The 16,632-nt window shown below is 55.7% G+C and carries 12 protein-coding genes; 11 read left to right on the forward strand and 1 reads right to left on the reverse strand.

Annotation, left to right across the window (positions count from 1 at the left end; genetic code table 11):
* Positions 1–189: 189 nt before the first annotated feature.
* The 7 genes from ACQ3G7_RS17845 (at position 190) to ACQ3G7_RS17875 (ending at position 8,496) form a co-directional block, all read left to right on the forward strand.
* The gene (locus tag ACQ3G7_RS17845; RefSeq protein WP_430890841.1) at positions 190–2,454 is read left to right on the forward strand and encodes a ComEC family protein; all 2,265 of its coding nucleotides are present in this window, start codon (positions 190–192) and stop codon (positions 2,452–2,454) included.
* A 36-nt stretch (positions 2,455–2,490) separates the two neighbouring features.
* The gene (gene msbA / locus ACQ3G7_RS17850; protein WP_263097285.1) at positions 2,491–4,239 is read left to right on the forward strand and encodes a lipid A ABC transporter ATP-binding protein/permease MsbA; all 1,749 of its coding nucleotides are present in this window, start codon (positions 2,491–2,493) and stop codon (positions 4,237–4,239) included.
* On the forward strand, positions 4,236–5,213 hold the full coding sequence (gene lpxK, locus ACQ3G7_RS17855) for a tetraacyldisaccharide 4'-kinase (protein ID WP_430890844.1): 978 nt from the start codon (positions 4,236–4,238) through the stop codon (positions 5,211–5,213). The genes msbA and lpxK overlap by 4 nt, the downstream gene beginning before the upstream one ends.
* A gap of 45 nt (positions 5,214–5,258) precedes the next feature.
* Positions 5,259–6,488 (forward strand): winged helix-turn-helix domain-containing protein, encoded by a 1,230-nt coding sequence (locus ACQ3G7_RS17860; protein ID WP_430890846.1) that lies wholly within the window; start codon positions 5,259–5,261, stop codon positions 6,486–6,488.
* 53 nt (positions 6,489–6,541) lie between these two features.
* Positions 6,542–6,724, forward strand: coding sequence for a protein YcaR (gene ycaR / locus ACQ3G7_RS17865; RefSeq protein ID WP_263097281.1), 183 nt, complete (start codon positions 6,542–6,544; stop codon positions 6,722–6,724).
* A complete protein-coding gene (gene kdsB, locus ACQ3G7_RS17870; protein WP_430890848.1) occupies positions 6,721–7,467 on the forward strand; it encodes a 3-deoxy-manno-octulosonate cytidylyltransferase in 747 nt (248 codons plus the stop codon). Before ycaR ends, kdsB begins: the two co-directional genes overlap by 4 nt.
* 135 nt (positions 7,468–7,602) lie before the next feature.
* Positions 7,603–8,496 carry a YcbJ family phosphotransferase gene (locus ACQ3G7_RS17875; RefSeq protein ID WP_430890850.1) on the forward strand — a complete coding sequence of 298 codons (894 nt, stop codon included), beginning with the start codon at positions 7,603–7,605 and terminating at the stop codon, positions 8,494–8,496.
* Here ACQ3G7_RS17875 and elyC read toward each other — a convergent pair.
* Positions 8,473–9,252, reverse strand: coding sequence for an envelope biogenesis factor ElyC (elyC, locus tag ACQ3G7_RS17880; protein WP_430890852.1), 780 nt, complete (start codon positions 9,250–9,252; stop codon positions 8,473–8,475). The two genes, ACQ3G7_RS17875 and elyC, sit on opposite strands and share 24 nt — an antisense overlap.
* A 118-nt stretch (positions 9,253–9,370) precedes the next feature.
* On the opposite strand from elyC, the gene cmoM reads away from it, so the two are divergent.
* The 4 genes from cmoM to mukB are packed head-to-tail and all read left to right on the forward strand — an operon-like array spanning position 9,371 to position 16,613.
* Positions 9,371–10,165, forward strand: coding sequence for a tRNA uridine 5-oxyacetic acid(34) methyltransferase CmoM (gene cmoM, locus ACQ3G7_RS17885; protein WP_430890854.1), 795 nt, complete (start codon positions 9,371–9,373; stop codon positions 10,163–10,165).
* On the forward strand, positions 10,158–11,480 hold the full coding sequence (gene mukF, locus ACQ3G7_RS17890; protein ID WP_134318371.1) for a chromosome partition protein MukF: 1,323 nt from the start codon (positions 10,158–10,160) through the stop codon (positions 11,478–11,480). The genes cmoM and mukF overlap by 8 nt, the downstream gene beginning before the upstream one ends.
* Complete coding sequence (gene mukE, locus ACQ3G7_RS17895; RefSeq protein WP_061494688.1) at positions 11,461–12,165, forward strand: chromosome partition protein MukE; 705 nt, start codon at positions 11,461–11,463, stop codon at positions 12,163–12,165. Before mukF ends, mukE begins: the two co-directional genes overlap by 20 nt.
* Complete coding sequence (gene mukB, locus ACQ3G7_RS17900; protein WP_263097275.1) at positions 12,165–16,613, forward strand: chromosome partition protein MukB; 4,449 nt, start codon at positions 12,165–12,167, stop codon at positions 16,611–16,613. The genes mukE and mukB overlap by 1 nt, the downstream gene beginning before the upstream one ends.
* Positions 16,614–16,632 lie beyond the last annotated feature (19 nt).

Raw genomic sequence — 16,632 nt, forward strand, 5'->3', positions numbered from 1 at the left:
GCAAAAAAGCACCTTCGGGGTGCTTTTTTGTTTTGTGCCAGTCTGAATTTTTCGGGACTTTGCTCGTAATGCTTATTGCGTAAGATGTAACGCGGTAAAAACTTACCAGCCTGTGCCGCAAACGGTTCATCACTCTCCAGACACGGCAACTGCAACGCCGCATACTTCCTGTGCAACAAGGAGGTGTGCATGACCTTACCTGCGCTCAGCGCCTGTATTATGGCCGGCATTTTGCCACTGCTGTGGCTGCCCGCTTTACCGGATATCCGTCTTGTCTGGTGCGTACTGGCTTTTGGCTGTCTGCTTGCGTACAGCCAAAAGCCGGTGCTGCGTTACTGCGGGTTTACGCTTCTGTTTTTTGTATGGGGGATCCTCTCAGCACAGCAAATCCTCTGGCCGACCCGACATCTGGCAGGTGGTAACCGCCATGTTGAGGTGATGCTTACCGAAACCGATAATATGACCCGCCACCAGGGGAAAATTCTCCGCCTGGACGGCGTGCGCCTTTATCCTGCACCCGGCATTACCTTTTACGGGGAGTATCTTCCCCAGCAGACCTGCAGCGGGCAACGTTGGGCGATGACGATTCGCGCTCGCCCGATACATGGGCAGCTCAATGATGGTGGTTTTGACTCCCAACGTTATGCTCTGGCATCTCATCAATCTTTAAGCGGGCGGATTATTCATGCCCGAATACTGGATGCAGGTTGCAGCTGGCGTGCCGGGTATCTGCAGTCGCTGAGGGAGCAGTTGACGGCATACACCTGGCAGCAGGTCATACTGGCTTTGGGAATGGGTGAGCGCTCAGCGCTGAGCCGTGACGTGAAAAACGTAATGCGACAAACCGGCACGGCGCATCTGATGGCGATCTCCGGGTTGCATATCGCTCTTGCGTCTATGCTGGTGTGGCTTATCGTACGCGGTGTGCAGTTTTTCCTTCCCGCCCGGTGGATTGGTTGGCGGTTGCCGTTGCTCTTAAGCGTGGGCGGCGCGATTGGCTATGCATGGCTAACGGGGTTGCAGCCTCCGGCTCTACGCACGGCGGTGGCGCTCAGTGCCTGGGCTATGTTAAGGCTTTCCGGGCGTCTGTGGTCGCCCTGGCAAGTATGGCTGTGCTGTGTGGCAGCCATTTTATTTACCGATCCCCTTGCCGTTCTCTCAGACAGCCTTTGGCTGTCTGCTTTTGCAGTGGCTGCGCTGCTGTTTTGGTATCAGTGGCTCCCCACTCCTGGCGCACATCCGCGCTGGTGGGTGAGAGGCTGTATTAACCTCCTCTATTTGCAGGCGGGTATGACAGTGCTGCTTCTGCCGATCCAGTTGTCGATATTCCACGGCATCAGCCTCAGCGCTCTGGTCGCGAACCTGGGGGCTATCCCGCTGGTCACTTTCGTTGCCGTACCCTTCATTCTGTTAGGTATGCTGCTGCATCTGACCGGGTCTTCAATAATGGAGACTGTTTGTTGGTCTGTCGCGGATAACACGCTGGAAATACTCTTCAGCTTTTTACGTTGGCTCCCCCCTGGTTGGTTAAACGTTGATATGCGCTGGCAGTGGCTGGCATGGGCGCCCTGGTGTGCGTTGATGGCCTGGCGTTTTAACCTGTGGCGCACAACGCCCGCTGTTTGCGTGGCATGTCTGGTGATGTTGGCTTTTCCATTCTGGCGAAGTGAGCGGGGTGGGGGATGGTCGGTACACATGCTTGATGTCGGGCACGGGCTTGCCATGGTCATTGAGCGTGATGGCAAAGCGATCCTTTATGACACAGGAGCAGCCTGGCCTGGCGGCGACAGCGGGCAGCAGTTAATTATCCCGTGGCTGCGCTGGCATGCGCTGGTGCCGGAAGGCGTTATTCTGAGTCATGAACATTTGGATCACCGGGGAGGGCTGAACAGCTTACTGAATACCTGGCCGGGGATGTGGGTGCGAAGCCCGTTAGGTTGGGCGGGGCATCATCCTTGTTTCCGTGGTGAAAAGTGGCAGTGGCAAGGGTTAAATTTCAGTGTTCACTGGCCCCTGCAAGGCTCAACGACACAAGGCAATAACCGATCATGTGTGGTCAGGGTAGATGATGGCCAGAACAGTATTTTGCTGACGGGTGATATTGAGGCGCAGGGGGAGATGGCGATGCTGAGTCGTTATTGGGAACATCTTGCTTCCACGCTGGTGCAGGTACCCCATCATGGGAGCAATACCTCATCAACGCTGCCTTTTATTCAACGTGTCGCCAGTGAAGCTGCACTGGCGTCGGCATCTCGCTATAACGCCTGGCGATTGCCCTCGGCAAAAGTGACGACACGCTACCGCCAGCAAGGCTATCGTTGGTTCGATACGGCCCATCAGGGGCAGATAACGCTCTCTTTCTCATCGCAGGGCTGGGAAATCCATAGCTTACGAGATCAACTTTTACCTCGTTGGTATCATCAGTGGTTTGGCGTCCCCAGCGATAACAGGTAGAATATGCGGCTATTTCAACAAGTGCTGGTTTTTTGAATGCAGAACGATAAAGATCTCTCCACGTGGCAGACTTTCCGCCGACTTTGGCCAACCATTGCGCCTTTTAAAGCGGGTCTGATCGTGTCGGGGATAGCGTTAATCCTCAACGCAGCCAGCGATACTTTTATGCTATCGCTGCTCAAACCGTTACTGGATGATGGTTTTGGTAAAACGGACCGTTCAGTGCTGCTGTGGATGCCGCTGGTGGTTATCGGGCTGATGATCCTGCGTGGTATCACCAGTTATATCTCCAGCTACTGCATTTCCTGGGTTTCCGGAAAAGTGGTAATGACCATGCGCCGTCGTTTATTCGGCCACATGATGGGGATGCCTGTTTCCTTCTTTGACAAACAGTCCACGGGGACGCTGCTGTCGCGAATCACTTACGATTCTGAACAGGTGGCGTCCTCTTCCTCCAGTGCGTTGATCACGGTGGTGCGCGAAGGCGCGTCGATCATCGGCCTGTTTATTATGATGTTTTGGTATAGCTGGCAGTTGTCGGTGATCCTGATTGTGCTGGCGCCTATTGTGTCGCTCGCTATTCGCGTGGTGTCTAAACGCTTTCGCAACATCAGTAAAAACATGCAAAACACCATGGGGCAGGTGACCACCAGTGCGGAGCAAATGCTGAAAGGGCATAAAGAAGTGCTGATGTTTGGTGGCCAGCAAGTGGAAACCAGTCGTTTCGACAAAGTCAGCAACAAGATGCGTCTGCAGGGGATGAAAATGGTGTCAGCCTCATCCATTTCAGACCCGATCATTCAACTTATTGCCTCTCTTGCTCTGGCATTTGTGCTGTATGCAGCGAGCTTCCCAAGCGTGATGGATACGCTGACAGCCGGTACGATCACCGTGGTTTTCTCTTCGATGATTGCGCTGATGCGTCCGCTAAAATCGCTGACCAACGTCAATGCCCAATTTCAGCGCGGTATGGCTGCCTGCCAGACTTTGTTCGCGATCCTTGATAGCGAGCAGGAAAAAGATGAAGGCACCCTGGTGATTGAACGCGCCCGTGGAGATATTGAATTCCGCAATGTTACCTTCACATATCCGGGACGGGAAACGCCCGCGCTGCGTAATATCAATCTGACGATCCCTGCGGGGAAAACCGTTGCCCTGGTGGGGCGCTCTGGCTCCGGTAAATCGACGATGGCCAGCCTGATCACGCGTTTTTACGATATCGACGAAGGCCAAATCCTGATGGATGGCCACGATCTGCGTGAGTATAAACTGGCCTCACTGCGCGATCAGGTTGCGCTGGTATCGCAAAATGTCCATTTGTTTAACGACACCGTTGCTAACAACATTGCCTATGCGCGTACCGAAGAGTACAGCCGTGAAGAGGTTGAGCAGGCTGCGAAGATGGCCTATGCCCTCGACTTTATCAATAAAATGGATCAAGGCCTGGACACGGTCATCGGTGAAAACGGCGTATTGCTCTCCGGCGGTCAGCGTCAGCGTATCGCCATTGCCCGCGCGCTGTTGCGAGATAGCCCAATCCTGATCCTCGATGAAGCGACCTCCGCGCTGGATACCGAGTCTGAACGCGCTATTCAGGCGGCGTTAAACGAGCTGCAAAAAAACCGTACTTCTATGGTGATTGCTCACCGTCTTTCGACCATTGAGCAAGCTGATGAGATTGTGGTGGTAGAGGATGGTCGCATCGTTGAACGCGGTAGTCATACCGAGTTGCTGGCGCACCGCGGTGTGTATGCTCAGCTTCACAAGATGCAGTTTGGCGAATGATAGCGCGCATCTGGTCCGGTGAATCTCCGCTGTGGCTGTTGCTGTTGCCGTTCTCCTGGCTCTATGGCCTGGTGAGCGGTGTTATTCGTCTTGCCTATCGTCTGGGTCTGAAGAAAGCCTGGCGCGCGCCTGTCCCGGTGGTTGTTGTGGGTAATCTGACCGCCGGCGGCAATGGTAAAACACCGGTGGTCATCTGGCTGGTGGAGCAGTTACAGCAGCGCGGTATCCGTGTTGGCGTGGTTTCGCGTGGCTATGGCGGCAAAGCGGATCGTTATCCCCTGTTATTGACCTCAACCACCCCCACGGCGCAAGCCGGGGACGAGCCGGTATTGATTTATCAGCGCACGGGAGCGCCGGTTGCTGTCTCGCCTGTGCGGACCGAGGCTGTTAAAGCGATTCTGGCACAGCATCCGGTGCAACTTATTGTCACGGATGATGGTTTGCAGCACTACAGGCTTGCCCGTGATATGGAAATCGTGGTCATTGATGGCGTCAGGCGCTTTGGCAATGGCTGGTGGTTGCCAGCCGGACCGATGCGCGAGCGCGCTTCACGTCTGAAAACAGTCAATGCCGTCATCACCAATGGTGGTGTGGCAAAGCGCGACGAAATCCCGATGCGTCTGCGGCCCGGGATGGCTATCAACCTGCATACCGGCGAGCGCCGCGAAGTTCGCGATCTGAAGCATGTGGTGGCGATGGCGGGCATTGGCCATCCCCCTCGTTTTTTTACTACCCTTGCTGAAAGTGGCGTAACGCTGGAAAAGACGGTAGCACTGGCCGATCATCAGGCGCTCACCCATAATGATGTCCACGCACTGGTGAAACCCGGTCAGTCGTTAGTCATGACTGAGAAAGATGCCGTTAAGTGCCGCGCTTTTGCCGAAGACAACTGGTGGTATTTGCCTGTAGACGCACAACTGGAAGGCGAACGGGCGGAGAAATTACTGCAGGAATTGATCACTCTGGCGCGCTGACGACTGTTGCATCGGCTGCGCCCTGTTGACTTAACAGGAACTCCCATGTCTGTGCCGCACCTTTCATTGACCGCCGCCCGTCACCTGCATCTCGCCGCCCAGGGGCTCTTACGTAAACCCTCACGGCGCGCCAGACCTGCAGATATCCTCACCACCATTCAGCGTATGTCGCTGTTGCAAATTGATACCATCAATATTGTTGCCCGCAGCCCTTATCTGGTCCTGTTCAGCCGCCTGGGGCATTATCCGCCGCAGTGGCTGGATGAAGCCCTGAAAAACGGCGAGCTGATGGAGTACTGGGCGCATGAAGCCTGTTTTTTACCGCGTGAGGATTTTGCGCTGATGCGCCACCGCATGTTGTCGCCGGATAACATGGGGTGGAAATACCGCCAGGCATGGATGGAAGAGCATGCGGACGAAATTGCGCAGCTTATTGCGCATATCCAGCAAAATGGCCCGGTGCGTTCAGTGGATTTCGAACATCCACGCAAAGGCACCAGCGGTTGGTGGGAGTGGAAACCGCATAAACGCCATCTCGAAGGATTATTTACCGCCGGGAAAGTGATGGTGGTTGAGCGCCGGAATTTTCAGCGTGTTTATGATTTAACCCATCGGGTTATGCCGCACTGGGATGATACGCGAGATCTGTTACCGCAGGCCGACGCTGAATTTCGCATGCTGGAAAACAGCGCGCGCAGTCTGGGGCTGTTTCGCGCTCAGTGGCTGGCGGATTACTATCGCCTGCGTCAACCCGCCTTACCTGTACTGCTGGAGCGTTTACAGGCCGCGCAAAAGATCTACCCGGTCAATGTTGAGAACATTGGCCCGGCATGGTTGCATGCTTCACTGCTGCCACTGCTGGAGCAGGCCGAGGCCGATAAACTGCGGGCCACGCACAGCGCGGTGCTTTCGCCGTTTGACCCGGTGGTGTGGGATCGCAAGCGTGCAGAACAGTTGTTTGATTTCAGCTATCGGCTGGAGTGCTATACCCCGGCGCCAAAACGGCAATTCGGCTATTTTGTTCTGCCGCTGCTGCATCGTGGTCGGCTTGTCGGGCGTATGGATGCCAAAATGCACCGCAAAGAAGGGGTACTGGAGGTTATTGCACTCTATCTTGAAGCGGGCGTGAAACCCGGCGACGCACTGGAAAAGGGGCTGCAAGCTGCAATAACCGATTTTGCCCGTTGGCAGGGCGCGCAGCGGGTTACCTTTTCTCGTCTGCCGGAAGGGCTGTTTTTGGCATTGCGCGCTGGTCTGGAAACAGGCGCGGTGTAAGAATTGAATATGTTAAGCTTAACCCGTTAATTGTCGGTGCATCAGGAGGAAAAATGGATCACCGTTTACTTGAAATCATCGCCTGCCCGGTTTGTAACGGCAAACTTTACTACACCCAGGATAAGCAGGAGCTGATCTGCAAAGTGGATAGCCTTGCCTTTCCTGTCCGGGAAGGTATTCCAGTACTGCTGGAAAACGAAGCGCGTTCGTTAACTGCCGAAGAGAGCCGTCCATGAGTTTTGTGGTGATAATTCCTGCTCGTTATGCTTCAACACGCCTGCCGGGTAAACCCTTAGTGGATATTAATGGTAAACCGATGGTGGTGCATGTGCTGGAGCGCGCCCGTGAATCGGGGGCTGAACGCATCATCGTGGCTACGGATAACGAAGCGGTAAAACATGCAGTGGAAGCTGTGGGCGGTGAAGTGTGTATGACCCGTGCCGATCACCAGTCCGGGACTGAGCGTCTGGCAGAAGTGGTGGAAAAATGCGGTTTCAGCGATGACACCGTGATTGTCAACGTGCAGGGCGATGAGCCGATGATCCCACCGGCTATTATCCGCCAGGTTGCAGAGAACCTGGCCGCGCGCGAGGTCGGCATGGCGACATTGGCCGTGCCGATTCACAGTGCGGAAGAGGCGTTCAATCCGAATGCGGTGAAAGTGGTGATGGATGCCGAAGGTTATGCGCTCTATTTTTCCCGCGCCACCATTCCCTGGGATCGTGATCGCTTTGCGCTTTCCCGCGAAACGATTGGCGACACCTTCCTGCGTCATATTGGCATTTACGGCTATCGCGCCGGTTTTATTCGCCGTTATGTCAGCTGGCAAACCAGCCCGCTTGAGCAGATTGAGATGCTGGAGCAACTGCGTGTGCTCTGGTATGGCGAGAAAATACATGTCGCGGTGGCAAGCGTTGTTCCCGGCACTGGTGTTGATACACAAGACGATCTGGAGCGCGTTCGCGCGGAACTGCATTAATCTCCTCATCCCCTTCATTCGGAGGGGATTTCTCTTCAAGCCGCTAAATTCTTAAACTGTTTTGATCTCATCAGGGTGACATCTCGCGCCCTGGCGCTCATTATAAAAGCAGTAGTCTTGATGAGGGCATCTGCTATGGAACAACTGCGCGCCGAACTAAGTCATCTGCTGGGAGAAAAATTGAGTCGTATGGAGTGCGTCAGCGAAAAACCTGACTCGGCACTCTGGTCCTTATATGACAGTAAGGGCAACCCGATGCCATTACTGGCGAGAAGCTTCTCCACGCCGGGTCTTGCGCGACAGTTGGCCTGGAAAATTTCAATGCTTGCACGCAGCGGTACGGTGCGGATGCCGGTGGTCTACGGCGTCATGACCCATGAAGAGCATCCGGGGCCGGATGTGCTGCTGATTGAGCGTCTGCGTGGTGTTCCCGTTGAAGCGCCTGCCCGTACGCCGGAACGCTGGGAGCAACTGAAAGATCAGATTGTCGAAGGGCTGCTCGCCTGGCATCGGCAGGACAGTCACGGCTGCGTAGGAACGGTCGATAGCACGCAGGAAAATATCTGGCCATCCTGGTATCGCCAGCGCGTAGAAGTGCTGTGGACCACCCTGAATCAGTATCACAATACCGGGCTGACAATGCAGGATAAACGCGTGCTGTTTCGCACCCGGGAGTGCCTGCCTGCGTTGTTTGAAGGGTTTAACGATAATTGTGTGCTGGTGCACGGTAGCTTTAATCTGCGTAGCATGCTGAAAGATGCCCGTAGCGATCAGTTACTGGCGATGGTCGGGCCGGGCATTATGCTGTGGGCGCCGCGTGAATATGAACTGTTCCGTCTGGCCGATGGCGCGCAGGCGGAAGGTCTGCTCTGGCACTACTTACAGCGTGCGCCAGTGGCAGAGTCGTTCCTCTGGCGACGCTGGCTGTATCTGTTATGGGACGAAGTGGCGCAACTGGTAAATACCGGGCAATTCAGCCGCACCAACTTCGAACTGGCCTCTAAATCACTGCTCCCTTGGCTCTCCTGAGCTGCCTTTCAGCCACTGCCAGACTCTTCCCAGCGTTTCATATCCCACCCGGTCGCTGTGCAGCAGCCAGACCGGGGAGGGGATAACCCGTTCCCAGGGATTAAGCGGTGAGGTGACCGCCAGCTGGTTGGCAGGGGCGGGAAGAGGATGCAGCCCGACATGCTGGAAAAAGATCATTGCCCGTGGCAGATGCGATGCGGAGGTGACCAGCAGGAAAGGCGCATCGCCAATCGCTGCTTTGACCGCCGCCGCTTCCTCTTCCGTATCTTTCGGTTCATCGAGCGTGATGATGTCGCTACGTGGCACGCCCAGGCTTTCCGCCACGCGCGCACCGGCTTCGGCAGTGCTGACCGGGTTGGTTTTAGCCGCCGCGCCGGTAAAGATAAGTTTCGCGCCAGGGTTCGCCAGCCACAGGCGGATCCCTTCATTGAGCCGCGGTAAGCTGTTGCTGATCAGATTAGAACTGGGGGCCCAGTCGTCGTTCCAGGTATAGCCACCGCCGAGGATCACGATATATTTTACCGGCTGTGTGCCGCGCCAGGTGGGGTATTTATCTTCGATAGGTTTTAATAGCCCATCGGCGACAGGCTGCAGGCTTAGCAGCAGCAACACCACCCAGCCAAGGGTGACAACCGCTTTGCCGGTTTTTTGCCAGCGGCTGAACCACACCAGCGCGAGACCCAAGCCGATCAGTAAAAGCAAGAAAGGCAGGGGCAGCATCAGGCCACCGATGTATTTTTTGAGGGTAAAAAGCACCGTATCCGTCTCCTTTTTGAGCATACAGCAGGTGATTTCAGCGGATCTTACATCAGGTGGGTTCATTATCGTTACGGCTGTGACAAAATAGCGGTTTTGTCGCAAGCGTGGAGCGGTCATGAAGGATCGAAATTTCGACGACATCGCGGAGAAATTCTCACGCAATATCTATGGCACCACCAAAGGCCAGTTGCGTCAGGCAATCCTCTGGCAGGATCTTGATGTATTGCTGGCGTCAATGGGACCAGGCACATTACACGTGCTGGATGCTGGCGGCGGAGAAGGGCAAACGGCGATCCGTATGGCGCAGCGCGACCATCAGGTGACGCTGTGCGATGTGTCAAAAGAGATGATTGCACGCGCGCAGGCTGCGGCAGACGAGAAAGGTGTGAGCGGTAACATGCATTTCGTACAATGCGCCGCTCAGGACATTGCGCAGCATTTGGAATCGCCGGTTGATCTGATATTGTTCCATGCTGTGCTTGAATGGGTCGCGGAACCCGTCAGCGTATTGCAGACCTTATGGTCGGTGCTGCGCCCTGGCGGTGCGTTGTCGTTGATGTTCTATAACGCCGGCGGGCTATTGATGCACAATATGGTGGCAGGGAATTTTGATTACGTGCGGGCCGGTATGCCGAAACGTAAAAAACGGACTCTCTCCCCGGACCATCCGCGCGTTCCAGCGGACGTCTACGGCTGGCTTGAACAGATTGGCTGGCAGATAACCGGTAAAACCGGTGTACGTGTTTTTCACGATTACCTTCGCGAGAAACACCAGCAGCACGACTGTTTCGATGCATTGCTTGAACTGGAAACGCGCTATTGCCGCCAGGAGCCGTACATCAGTCTCGGCCGCTATATTCACGTGACCGCGCTTAGGCCGCAAATCGATGGAAGGACAAACGATGAGTGAATTTTCCCAGACAGTCCCCGAACTGGTTGCCTGGGCCAGAAAGAATGATTTCTCCATCTCGCTACCGGTCGACAGGCTCTCTTTTTTGCTGGCTGTCGCCACGCTTAACGGCGAGCGTCTGGACGGTGAAATGAGCGAAGGCGAGCTGGTGGATGCCTTTCGTTATGTGAGTGATGCATTTGAACAAACCAGTGAAACCATCATTCAGCGTGCCAACAACGCCATTAACGATATGGTGCGTCAGCGTTTATTAAACCGTTTCACCAGTGAGTTAACGGAAGGCAATGCGATCTACCGTTTGACGCCGTTGGGTATCGGGATCACGGACTACTACATCCGTCAGCGCGAGTTTTCTACGCTGCGCCTCTCGATGCAGTTGTCGATCGTGGCGGGGGAGTTAAAACGCGCTGCCGACGCGGCGGACGAGGGCGGTGATGAGTTTCACTGGCACCGTAACGTCTATGCGCCGTTAAAATATTCGGTGGCGGAGATCTTCGACAGTATCGATCTCACCCAGCGCGTGATGGATGAGCAGCAGCAGCAGGTGAAAGATGACATTGCCCAGTTGCTGAACAAAGACTGGCGTGCGGCGATTTCCAGTTGCGAAATGTTGCTGTCGGAAACCTCCGGCACCCTGCGTGAGTTGCAGGACACGCTGGAAGCCGCCGGAGACAAATTGCAGGCCAATTTGCTGCGCATCCAGGATGCGACCATGGCGCACAGCGATTTGGAGTTCCTCGACCAGCTGGTGTTCAACCTGCAAAGCAAGCTGGACCGCATTGTGAGCTGGGGCCAACAGGCGATTGACCTGTGGATCGGCTATGACCGTCACGTGCATAAATTTATCCGTACCGCCATTGATATGGATAAAAACCGCGTCTTTGCCCAACGTCTGCGCCAGTCAGTACAGTCTTATTTCGACGCCCCATGGGCACTGACTTACGCCAATGCTGACCGCTTACTCGATATGCGCGATGAAGAGATGGCGCTGCGCGACGAAGAAGTCACCGGCGAACTTCCACCGGATCTGGAGTTCGAAGAGTTTAACGAAATACGCGAGCAGCTTGCGGCGATGATCGAGCAGCAACTGGCAATTTATAAGACCAAAGGGGTGCCGTTGGATCTTGGCCTGGTGGCCCGCGAGTATCTGGCGCAGTATCCACGCGTTCGTCATTTCGACATTGCGCGCATTGTGGTTGATCAGGCGGTACGTCTCGGCGTAGCGCAAGCAGATTTCACCGGCCTGCCGCCGAAATGGCAGCCGATTAATGATTACGGAGCCAAGGTACAGGCGCATGTCATCGACAAATATTGAACAAGTGATGCCGGTTAAACTGGCGCAGGCATTGGCTAACTCGCTGTTTCCGGCGCTGGACAGCGCACTACGCTCGGGCAGACATATTGGTCTCGACGAGCTGGATAATCACGCCTTTTTAATGGATTTCCAGGAGTACCTGGAAGAGTTTTATGCCCGCTACAACGTTGAGTTGATCCGCGCGCCGGAAGGTTTCTTCTACCTGCGCCCGCGTTCAACCACGCTTATCCCGCGTTCGGTGCTTTCCGAACTGGATATGATGGTCGGCAAAATCCTCTGCTACCTCTATCTCAGCCCGGAACGTCTGGCCAATGAAGGGATCTTCACCCAGCAGGAACTGTATGACGAGCTGCTGTCGCTGGCGGACGAACCGAAACTGTTGAAGCTGGTTAACAACCGCTCAACCGGTTCTGACCTGGACCGGCAAAAACTGCAGGAAAAGGTGCGCTCCTCGTTAAACCGTCTGCGCCGCCTTGGCATGATCTGGTTTATGGGTAATGACAGCAGCAAGTTTCGCATCACTGAATCGGTGTTCCGCTTTGGCGCGGATGTCCGTTCAGGCGATGATCCGCGCGAGGCGCAACTGCGCATGATCCGCGACGGTGAAGCGATGCCTGTCGAAAACCACCTGCAGCTCAATGATGAGCCTGAAGACAATCAGCCGGATAGCTCGGAGGAAGAGTAATGATCGATCGCGGTAAGTTTCGTTCGCTAACGCTGATTAACTGGAACGGTTTTTTTGCCCGCACCTTTGACCTGGATGAGCTGGTAACCACCCTCTCCGGGGGGAACGGCGCCGGGAAATCCACCACTATGGCGGCGTTTGTCACCGCACTGATCCCGGATCTGACGCTGCTGCATTTCCGTAACACCACCGAAGCCGGGGCCACGTCGGGCTCCCGCGATAAGGGTTTGCACGGGAAGTTAAAAGCGGGTGTCTGTTATTCGGTGCTCGATGTGATCAACTCCCGTCATCAGCGTGTGCTGGTGGGGGTGCGTCTGCAGCAGGTTGCTGGTCGCGATCGCAAAGTGGACATCAAACCGTTTGCCATTCAGGGCCTGCCGACAGCCGTGCTGCCGACCCAGTTATTGACGGAAACCCTGAACGAACGCCAGGCGCGAGTTTTGTCGCTGCAGGAAGTGAAAGACAAACTGGATGCGATGGAAGGCGTACAGTTTAAGCAGTTCAACTCCATCACCGACTACCATGCGCTGATGTTCGATCTGGGCATTGTCGCGCGGCGTCTGCGTTCTGCTTCGGATCGCAGTAAGTTCTATCGCCTGATTGAGGCCTCGCTGTACGGCGGGATCTCCAGCGCCATTACCCGCTCTCTGCGTGATTACCTGTTACCGGAAAACAGCGGCGTTCGTAAGGCGTTCCAGGACATGGAAGCCGCGCTGCGCGAAAACCGCATGACGCTGGAAGCGATCCGTGTGACCCAGTCGGATCGCGATCTGTTTAAGCATTTAATCAGTGAAGCCACCAACTATGTGGCGGCGGATTATATGCGCCACGCTAACGAACGTCGGGTGCATCTGGACAAGGCACTGGAGTTCCGTCGTGAACTGTTTACCTCGCGTCAGCAACTGGCGGCGGAACAATACAAGCATGTTGATATGGCGCGCGAGCTCTCTGAGCACGCCGGATCGGAAGGGGATCTGGAAGCGGATTATCAGGCCGCCAGCGATCACCTGAATCTGGTGCAGACCGCACTGCGTCAGCAGGAAAAAATTGAACGTTATGAAGCGGATCTGGATGAGCTGAGCATTCGTCTCGAAGAGCAGCATGAAGTGGTGGCGGAAGCCGCTGAGCGCCAGGAAGAGAACGAAGCCCGTGCCGATGCGGCGGAACTGGAAGTGGATGAGCTGAAAAGCCAGCTTGCCGACTACCAGCAGGCGCTGGACGTGCAGCAAACCCGCGCTATCCAGTACAACCAGGCTCTGCAAGCGTTACAGCGTGCGAAAGAGCTGTGCCGTCTGCCGGATCTGACGGCGGAAACCGCCGATGAGTGGCTGGAAACCTTCCAGGCGAAAGAGCTGGAAGCCACGGAAAAACTGCTGTCACTGGATCAAAAACTGAGCGTTGCCCAGACGGCGCACAGCCAGTTTGAGCAAGCGTATCAACTGGTGGCGGCAATCAATGGCCCGCTGGCCCGTGATGAAGCCTGGGATGTCGCCCGCGACTTATTGCGCGATGGCGTTAACCAGCGCCATTTAGCAGAGCAGGTTCAGCCGCTGCGTATGCGACTGAATGAGCTGGAGCAGCGTCTGCGCGAGCAGCAGGACGCTGAACGTTTGCTGGCGGAGTTCTGCAAACGTCAGGGCAAGCAGTACGACGCCGAAGAGTTAGAGGCGCTGCATCAGCAACTGGAAGCGCAAATCGCGGCACTGTCCGATAACGTTGCTGCTGCGGGTGAACAGCGCATGGCGATGCGTCAGGAACTGGAGCAACTGCAATCACGCATTCAGTCACTGACTAAACGCGCCCCTGTCTGGCTGGCAGCGCAGAGCAGCCTGACGCAACTGAGTGAGCAGAGCGGCGAGCAGTTTGAATCCGGTCAGGATGTGACTGAATACCTGCAACAACTGCTGGAGCGTGAGCGCGAAGCTATCGTTGAACGTGACGAAGTCGGCGCGCGCAAACGCGCAGTGGATGACGAAATTGAACGTTTAAGCCAGCCTGGCGGCGCGGAAGACGGGCGTCTGAATGCGCTGGCGGAACGCTTTGGCGGTGTGCTGCTGTCGGAAATTTACGATGATGTCAGCATTGACGATGCGCCGTACTACTCTGCGCTGTACGGTCCGTCGCGCCATGCCATTGTGGTGCCTGATCTGTCGCAGATCGCCGAAATGCTGGAAGGTCTGGATGATTGCCCGGAAGATCTCTATCTGATTGAAGGGGATCCGCAGTCCTTTGATGACAGCGTGTTTAGCGTTGATGAGCTGGAAAAAGCGGTGGTTGTGAAGATCGCCGATCGCCAGTGGCGCTACTCCCGTTTCCCGTCGCTGCCGCTGTTTGGCCGCGCGGCCCGCGAAAGCCGTATTGAAAGCCTGCACGCCGAACGTGAAGAACTGGCGGAGCGTTTTGCCACCCTCTCTTTCGATGTGCAAAAAACGCAGCGTCTGCATCAGGCGTTCAGTCGCTTTATTGGCAGCCATCTGGCGGTGGCGTTCGAAGACGATCCGGAAGCGGAGATCCGCACGCTCAACAGCCGCCGCGGCGAGCTGGAGCGCGCCATCAGCGCCCATGAAAACGACAACCAGCAAAGTCGCGTACAGTTTGATCTGGCGAAAGAGGGCGTGGCGCAGCTTAACCGCTTGTTGCCACGCATCAACTTGCTGACTGACGACACGCTGGCGGATCGCGTGGATGAGATCCAGGAGCGTCTGGATGAGGCGCAGGAAGCCGCCCGCTTTATTCAGCAGTTTGGCAACCAGCTGGCAAAACTGGAACCGATGGTGTCGGTGCTGCAAAGCGATCCGGAGCAGTTTGAACAGTTAAAAGAAGATTACGCTGCCTCCCAGCAGGTGCAGCGTGATGCACGTCAGCAGGCGTTTGTGCTGGCGGAAGTGGTTCAACGTCGCGCCCATTTCAGCTATTCCGATGCGGCTGAAATGTTTAACGGCAACAACGATCTCAACGAAAAACTGCGTCAGCGCCTGGAGCAGGCGGAAGCGGAACGTACCAAAGCCCGTGAAGCGATGCGTAGCCATGCAGCGCAGTACAGTCAGTACAACCAGGTGCTGGCTTCGCTGAAGAGTTCGTTTGATACCAAAAAAGAGCTGCTTAACGATCTGCAAAAAGAGTTGCAGGACATCGGCGTCCGCGCGGATGGCGGCGCGGAAGAGCGGGCGCGTATTCGCCGCGACGAACTGCATGCGCAACTCTCCACCAACCGTGCCCGTCGTAATCAACTGGAAAAAGCGATCACTTTTTGTGAAGCGGAGATGGATAACCTGACCCGCAGACTGCGCAAGCTGGAACGTGATTATCATGAGATGCGCGAGCAGGTGGTGACCGCAAAAGCGGGCTGGTGTGCGGTGATGCGCATGGTGAAAGACAATGGCGTGGAACGTCGTTTGCACCGCCGTGAGCTGGCTTATCTCTCTGCTGACGAATTGCGTTCGATGTCGGATAAGGCGTTGGGGGCATTGCGTCTGGCGGTGTCAGACAATGAGCATCTTCGCGACGTGCTGCGTATGTCGGAAGATCCGAAACGTCCGGAGCGCAAGATCCAGTTCTTTGTCGCCGTGTATCAGCATCTGCGCGAGCGTATCCGTCAGGATATTATTCGTACTGACGATCCGGTTGAAGCCATTGAACAGATGGAGATCGAACTCAGCCGTCTGACGGAAGAGCTGACCTCCCGCGAACAGAAACTGGCAATCAGCTCCCGTAGCGTGGCGAACATTATTCGTAAAACCATCCAGCGCGAGCAGAACCGTATTCGTATGCTGAACCAGGGACTGCAAAGCGTCTCCTTCGGCCAGGTTAACAGCGTACGCCTGAATGTGAATGTGCGGGAAAGCCATGCCACGTTGCTGACGGTGCTCTCTGAGCAACACGAGCAGCATCAGGATCTGTTTAACAGCAGCCGCCTGACCTTCTCGGAAGCGCTGGCGAAACTGTATCAGCGTTTGAACCCGCAAATCGATATGGGCCAGCGTACGCCGCAGACCATTGGTGAAGAGCTGCTGGACTACCGCAACTATCTGGAGATGGAAGTGGAAGTTAACCGTGGCTCCGATGGCTGGCTGCGTGCGGAATCCGGCGCACTCTCCACCGGGGAGGCTATCGGTACCGGGATGTCGATTCTGGTGATGGTCGTGCAGAGCTGGGAAGATGAAGCCCGTCGCTTGCGCGGCAAAGATATTTCGCCGTGTCGTCTGCTGTTCCTCGATGAAGCGGCGCGTCTCGACGCCCGTTCCATTGCGACGTTGTTCGAGCTGTGCGAACGTCTGGAGATGCAGTTGATCATTGCCGCGCCGGAAAATATCAGCCCGGAAAAAGGCACTACGTATAAACTGGTGCGTAAAGTCTTCCAGAATCATGAACATGTGCATGTGGTCGGTCTGCGCGGCTTCGCGGCGCAACTACCGGAAACATTGCCGGGTACCGCAGACGCCTCATAGCGTTTGTGATGAATTCAAA

This window comes from Kosakonia sp. N21 (genome assembly GCF_050587465.1).
GTDB lineage: Bacteria > Pseudomonadota > Gammaproteobacteria > Enterobacterales > Enterobacteriaceae.

What these genes read in the sequence shown, in the direction of transcription:
- ACQ3G7_RS17845 (WP_430890841.1), top strand. Translation starts at nt 190, where the DNA reads ATGACCTTACCTGCGCTCAGCGCCTGTATTATGGCCGGCATTTTGCCA.
- msbA (WP_263097285.1), top strand. Translation starts at nt 2,491, where the DNA reads ATGCAGAACGATAAAGATCTCTCCACGTGGCAGACTTTCCGCCGACTT.
- lpxK (WP_430890844.1), top strand. Translation starts at nt 4,236, where the DNA reads ATGATAGCGCGCATCTGGTCCGGTGAATCTCCGCTGTGGCTGTTGCTG.
- ACQ3G7_RS17860 (WP_430890846.1), top strand. Translation starts at nt 5,259, where the DNA reads ATGTCTGTGCCGCACCTTTCATTGACCGCCGCCCGTCACCTGCATCTC.
- ycaR (WP_263097281.1), top strand. Translation starts at nt 6,542, where the DNA reads ATGGATCACCGTTTACTTGAAATCATCGCCTGCCCGGTTTGTAACGGC.
- kdsB (WP_430890848.1), top strand. Translation starts at nt 6,721, where the DNA reads ATGAGTTTTGTGGTGATAATTCCTGCTCGTTATGCTTCAACACGCCTG.
- ACQ3G7_RS17875 (WP_430890850.1), top strand. Translation starts at nt 7,603, where the DNA reads ATGGAACAACTGCGCGCCGAACTAAGTCATCTGCTGGGAGAAAAATTG.
- cmoM (WP_430890854.1), top strand. Translation starts at nt 9,371, where the DNA reads ATGAAGGATCGAAATTTCGACGACATCGCGGAGAAATTCTCACGCAAT.
- mukF (WP_134318371.1), top strand. Translation starts at nt 10,158, where the DNA reads ATGAGTGAATTTTCCCAGACAGTCCCCGAACTGGTTGCCTGGGCCAGA.
- mukE (WP_061494688.1), top strand. Translation starts at nt 11,461, where the DNA reads ATGTCATCGACAAATATTGAACAAGTGATGCCGGTTAAACTGGCGCAG.
- mukB (WP_263097275.1), top strand. Translation starts at nt 12,165, where the DNA reads ATGATCGATCGCGGTAAGTTTCGTTCGCTAACGCTGATTAACTGGAAC.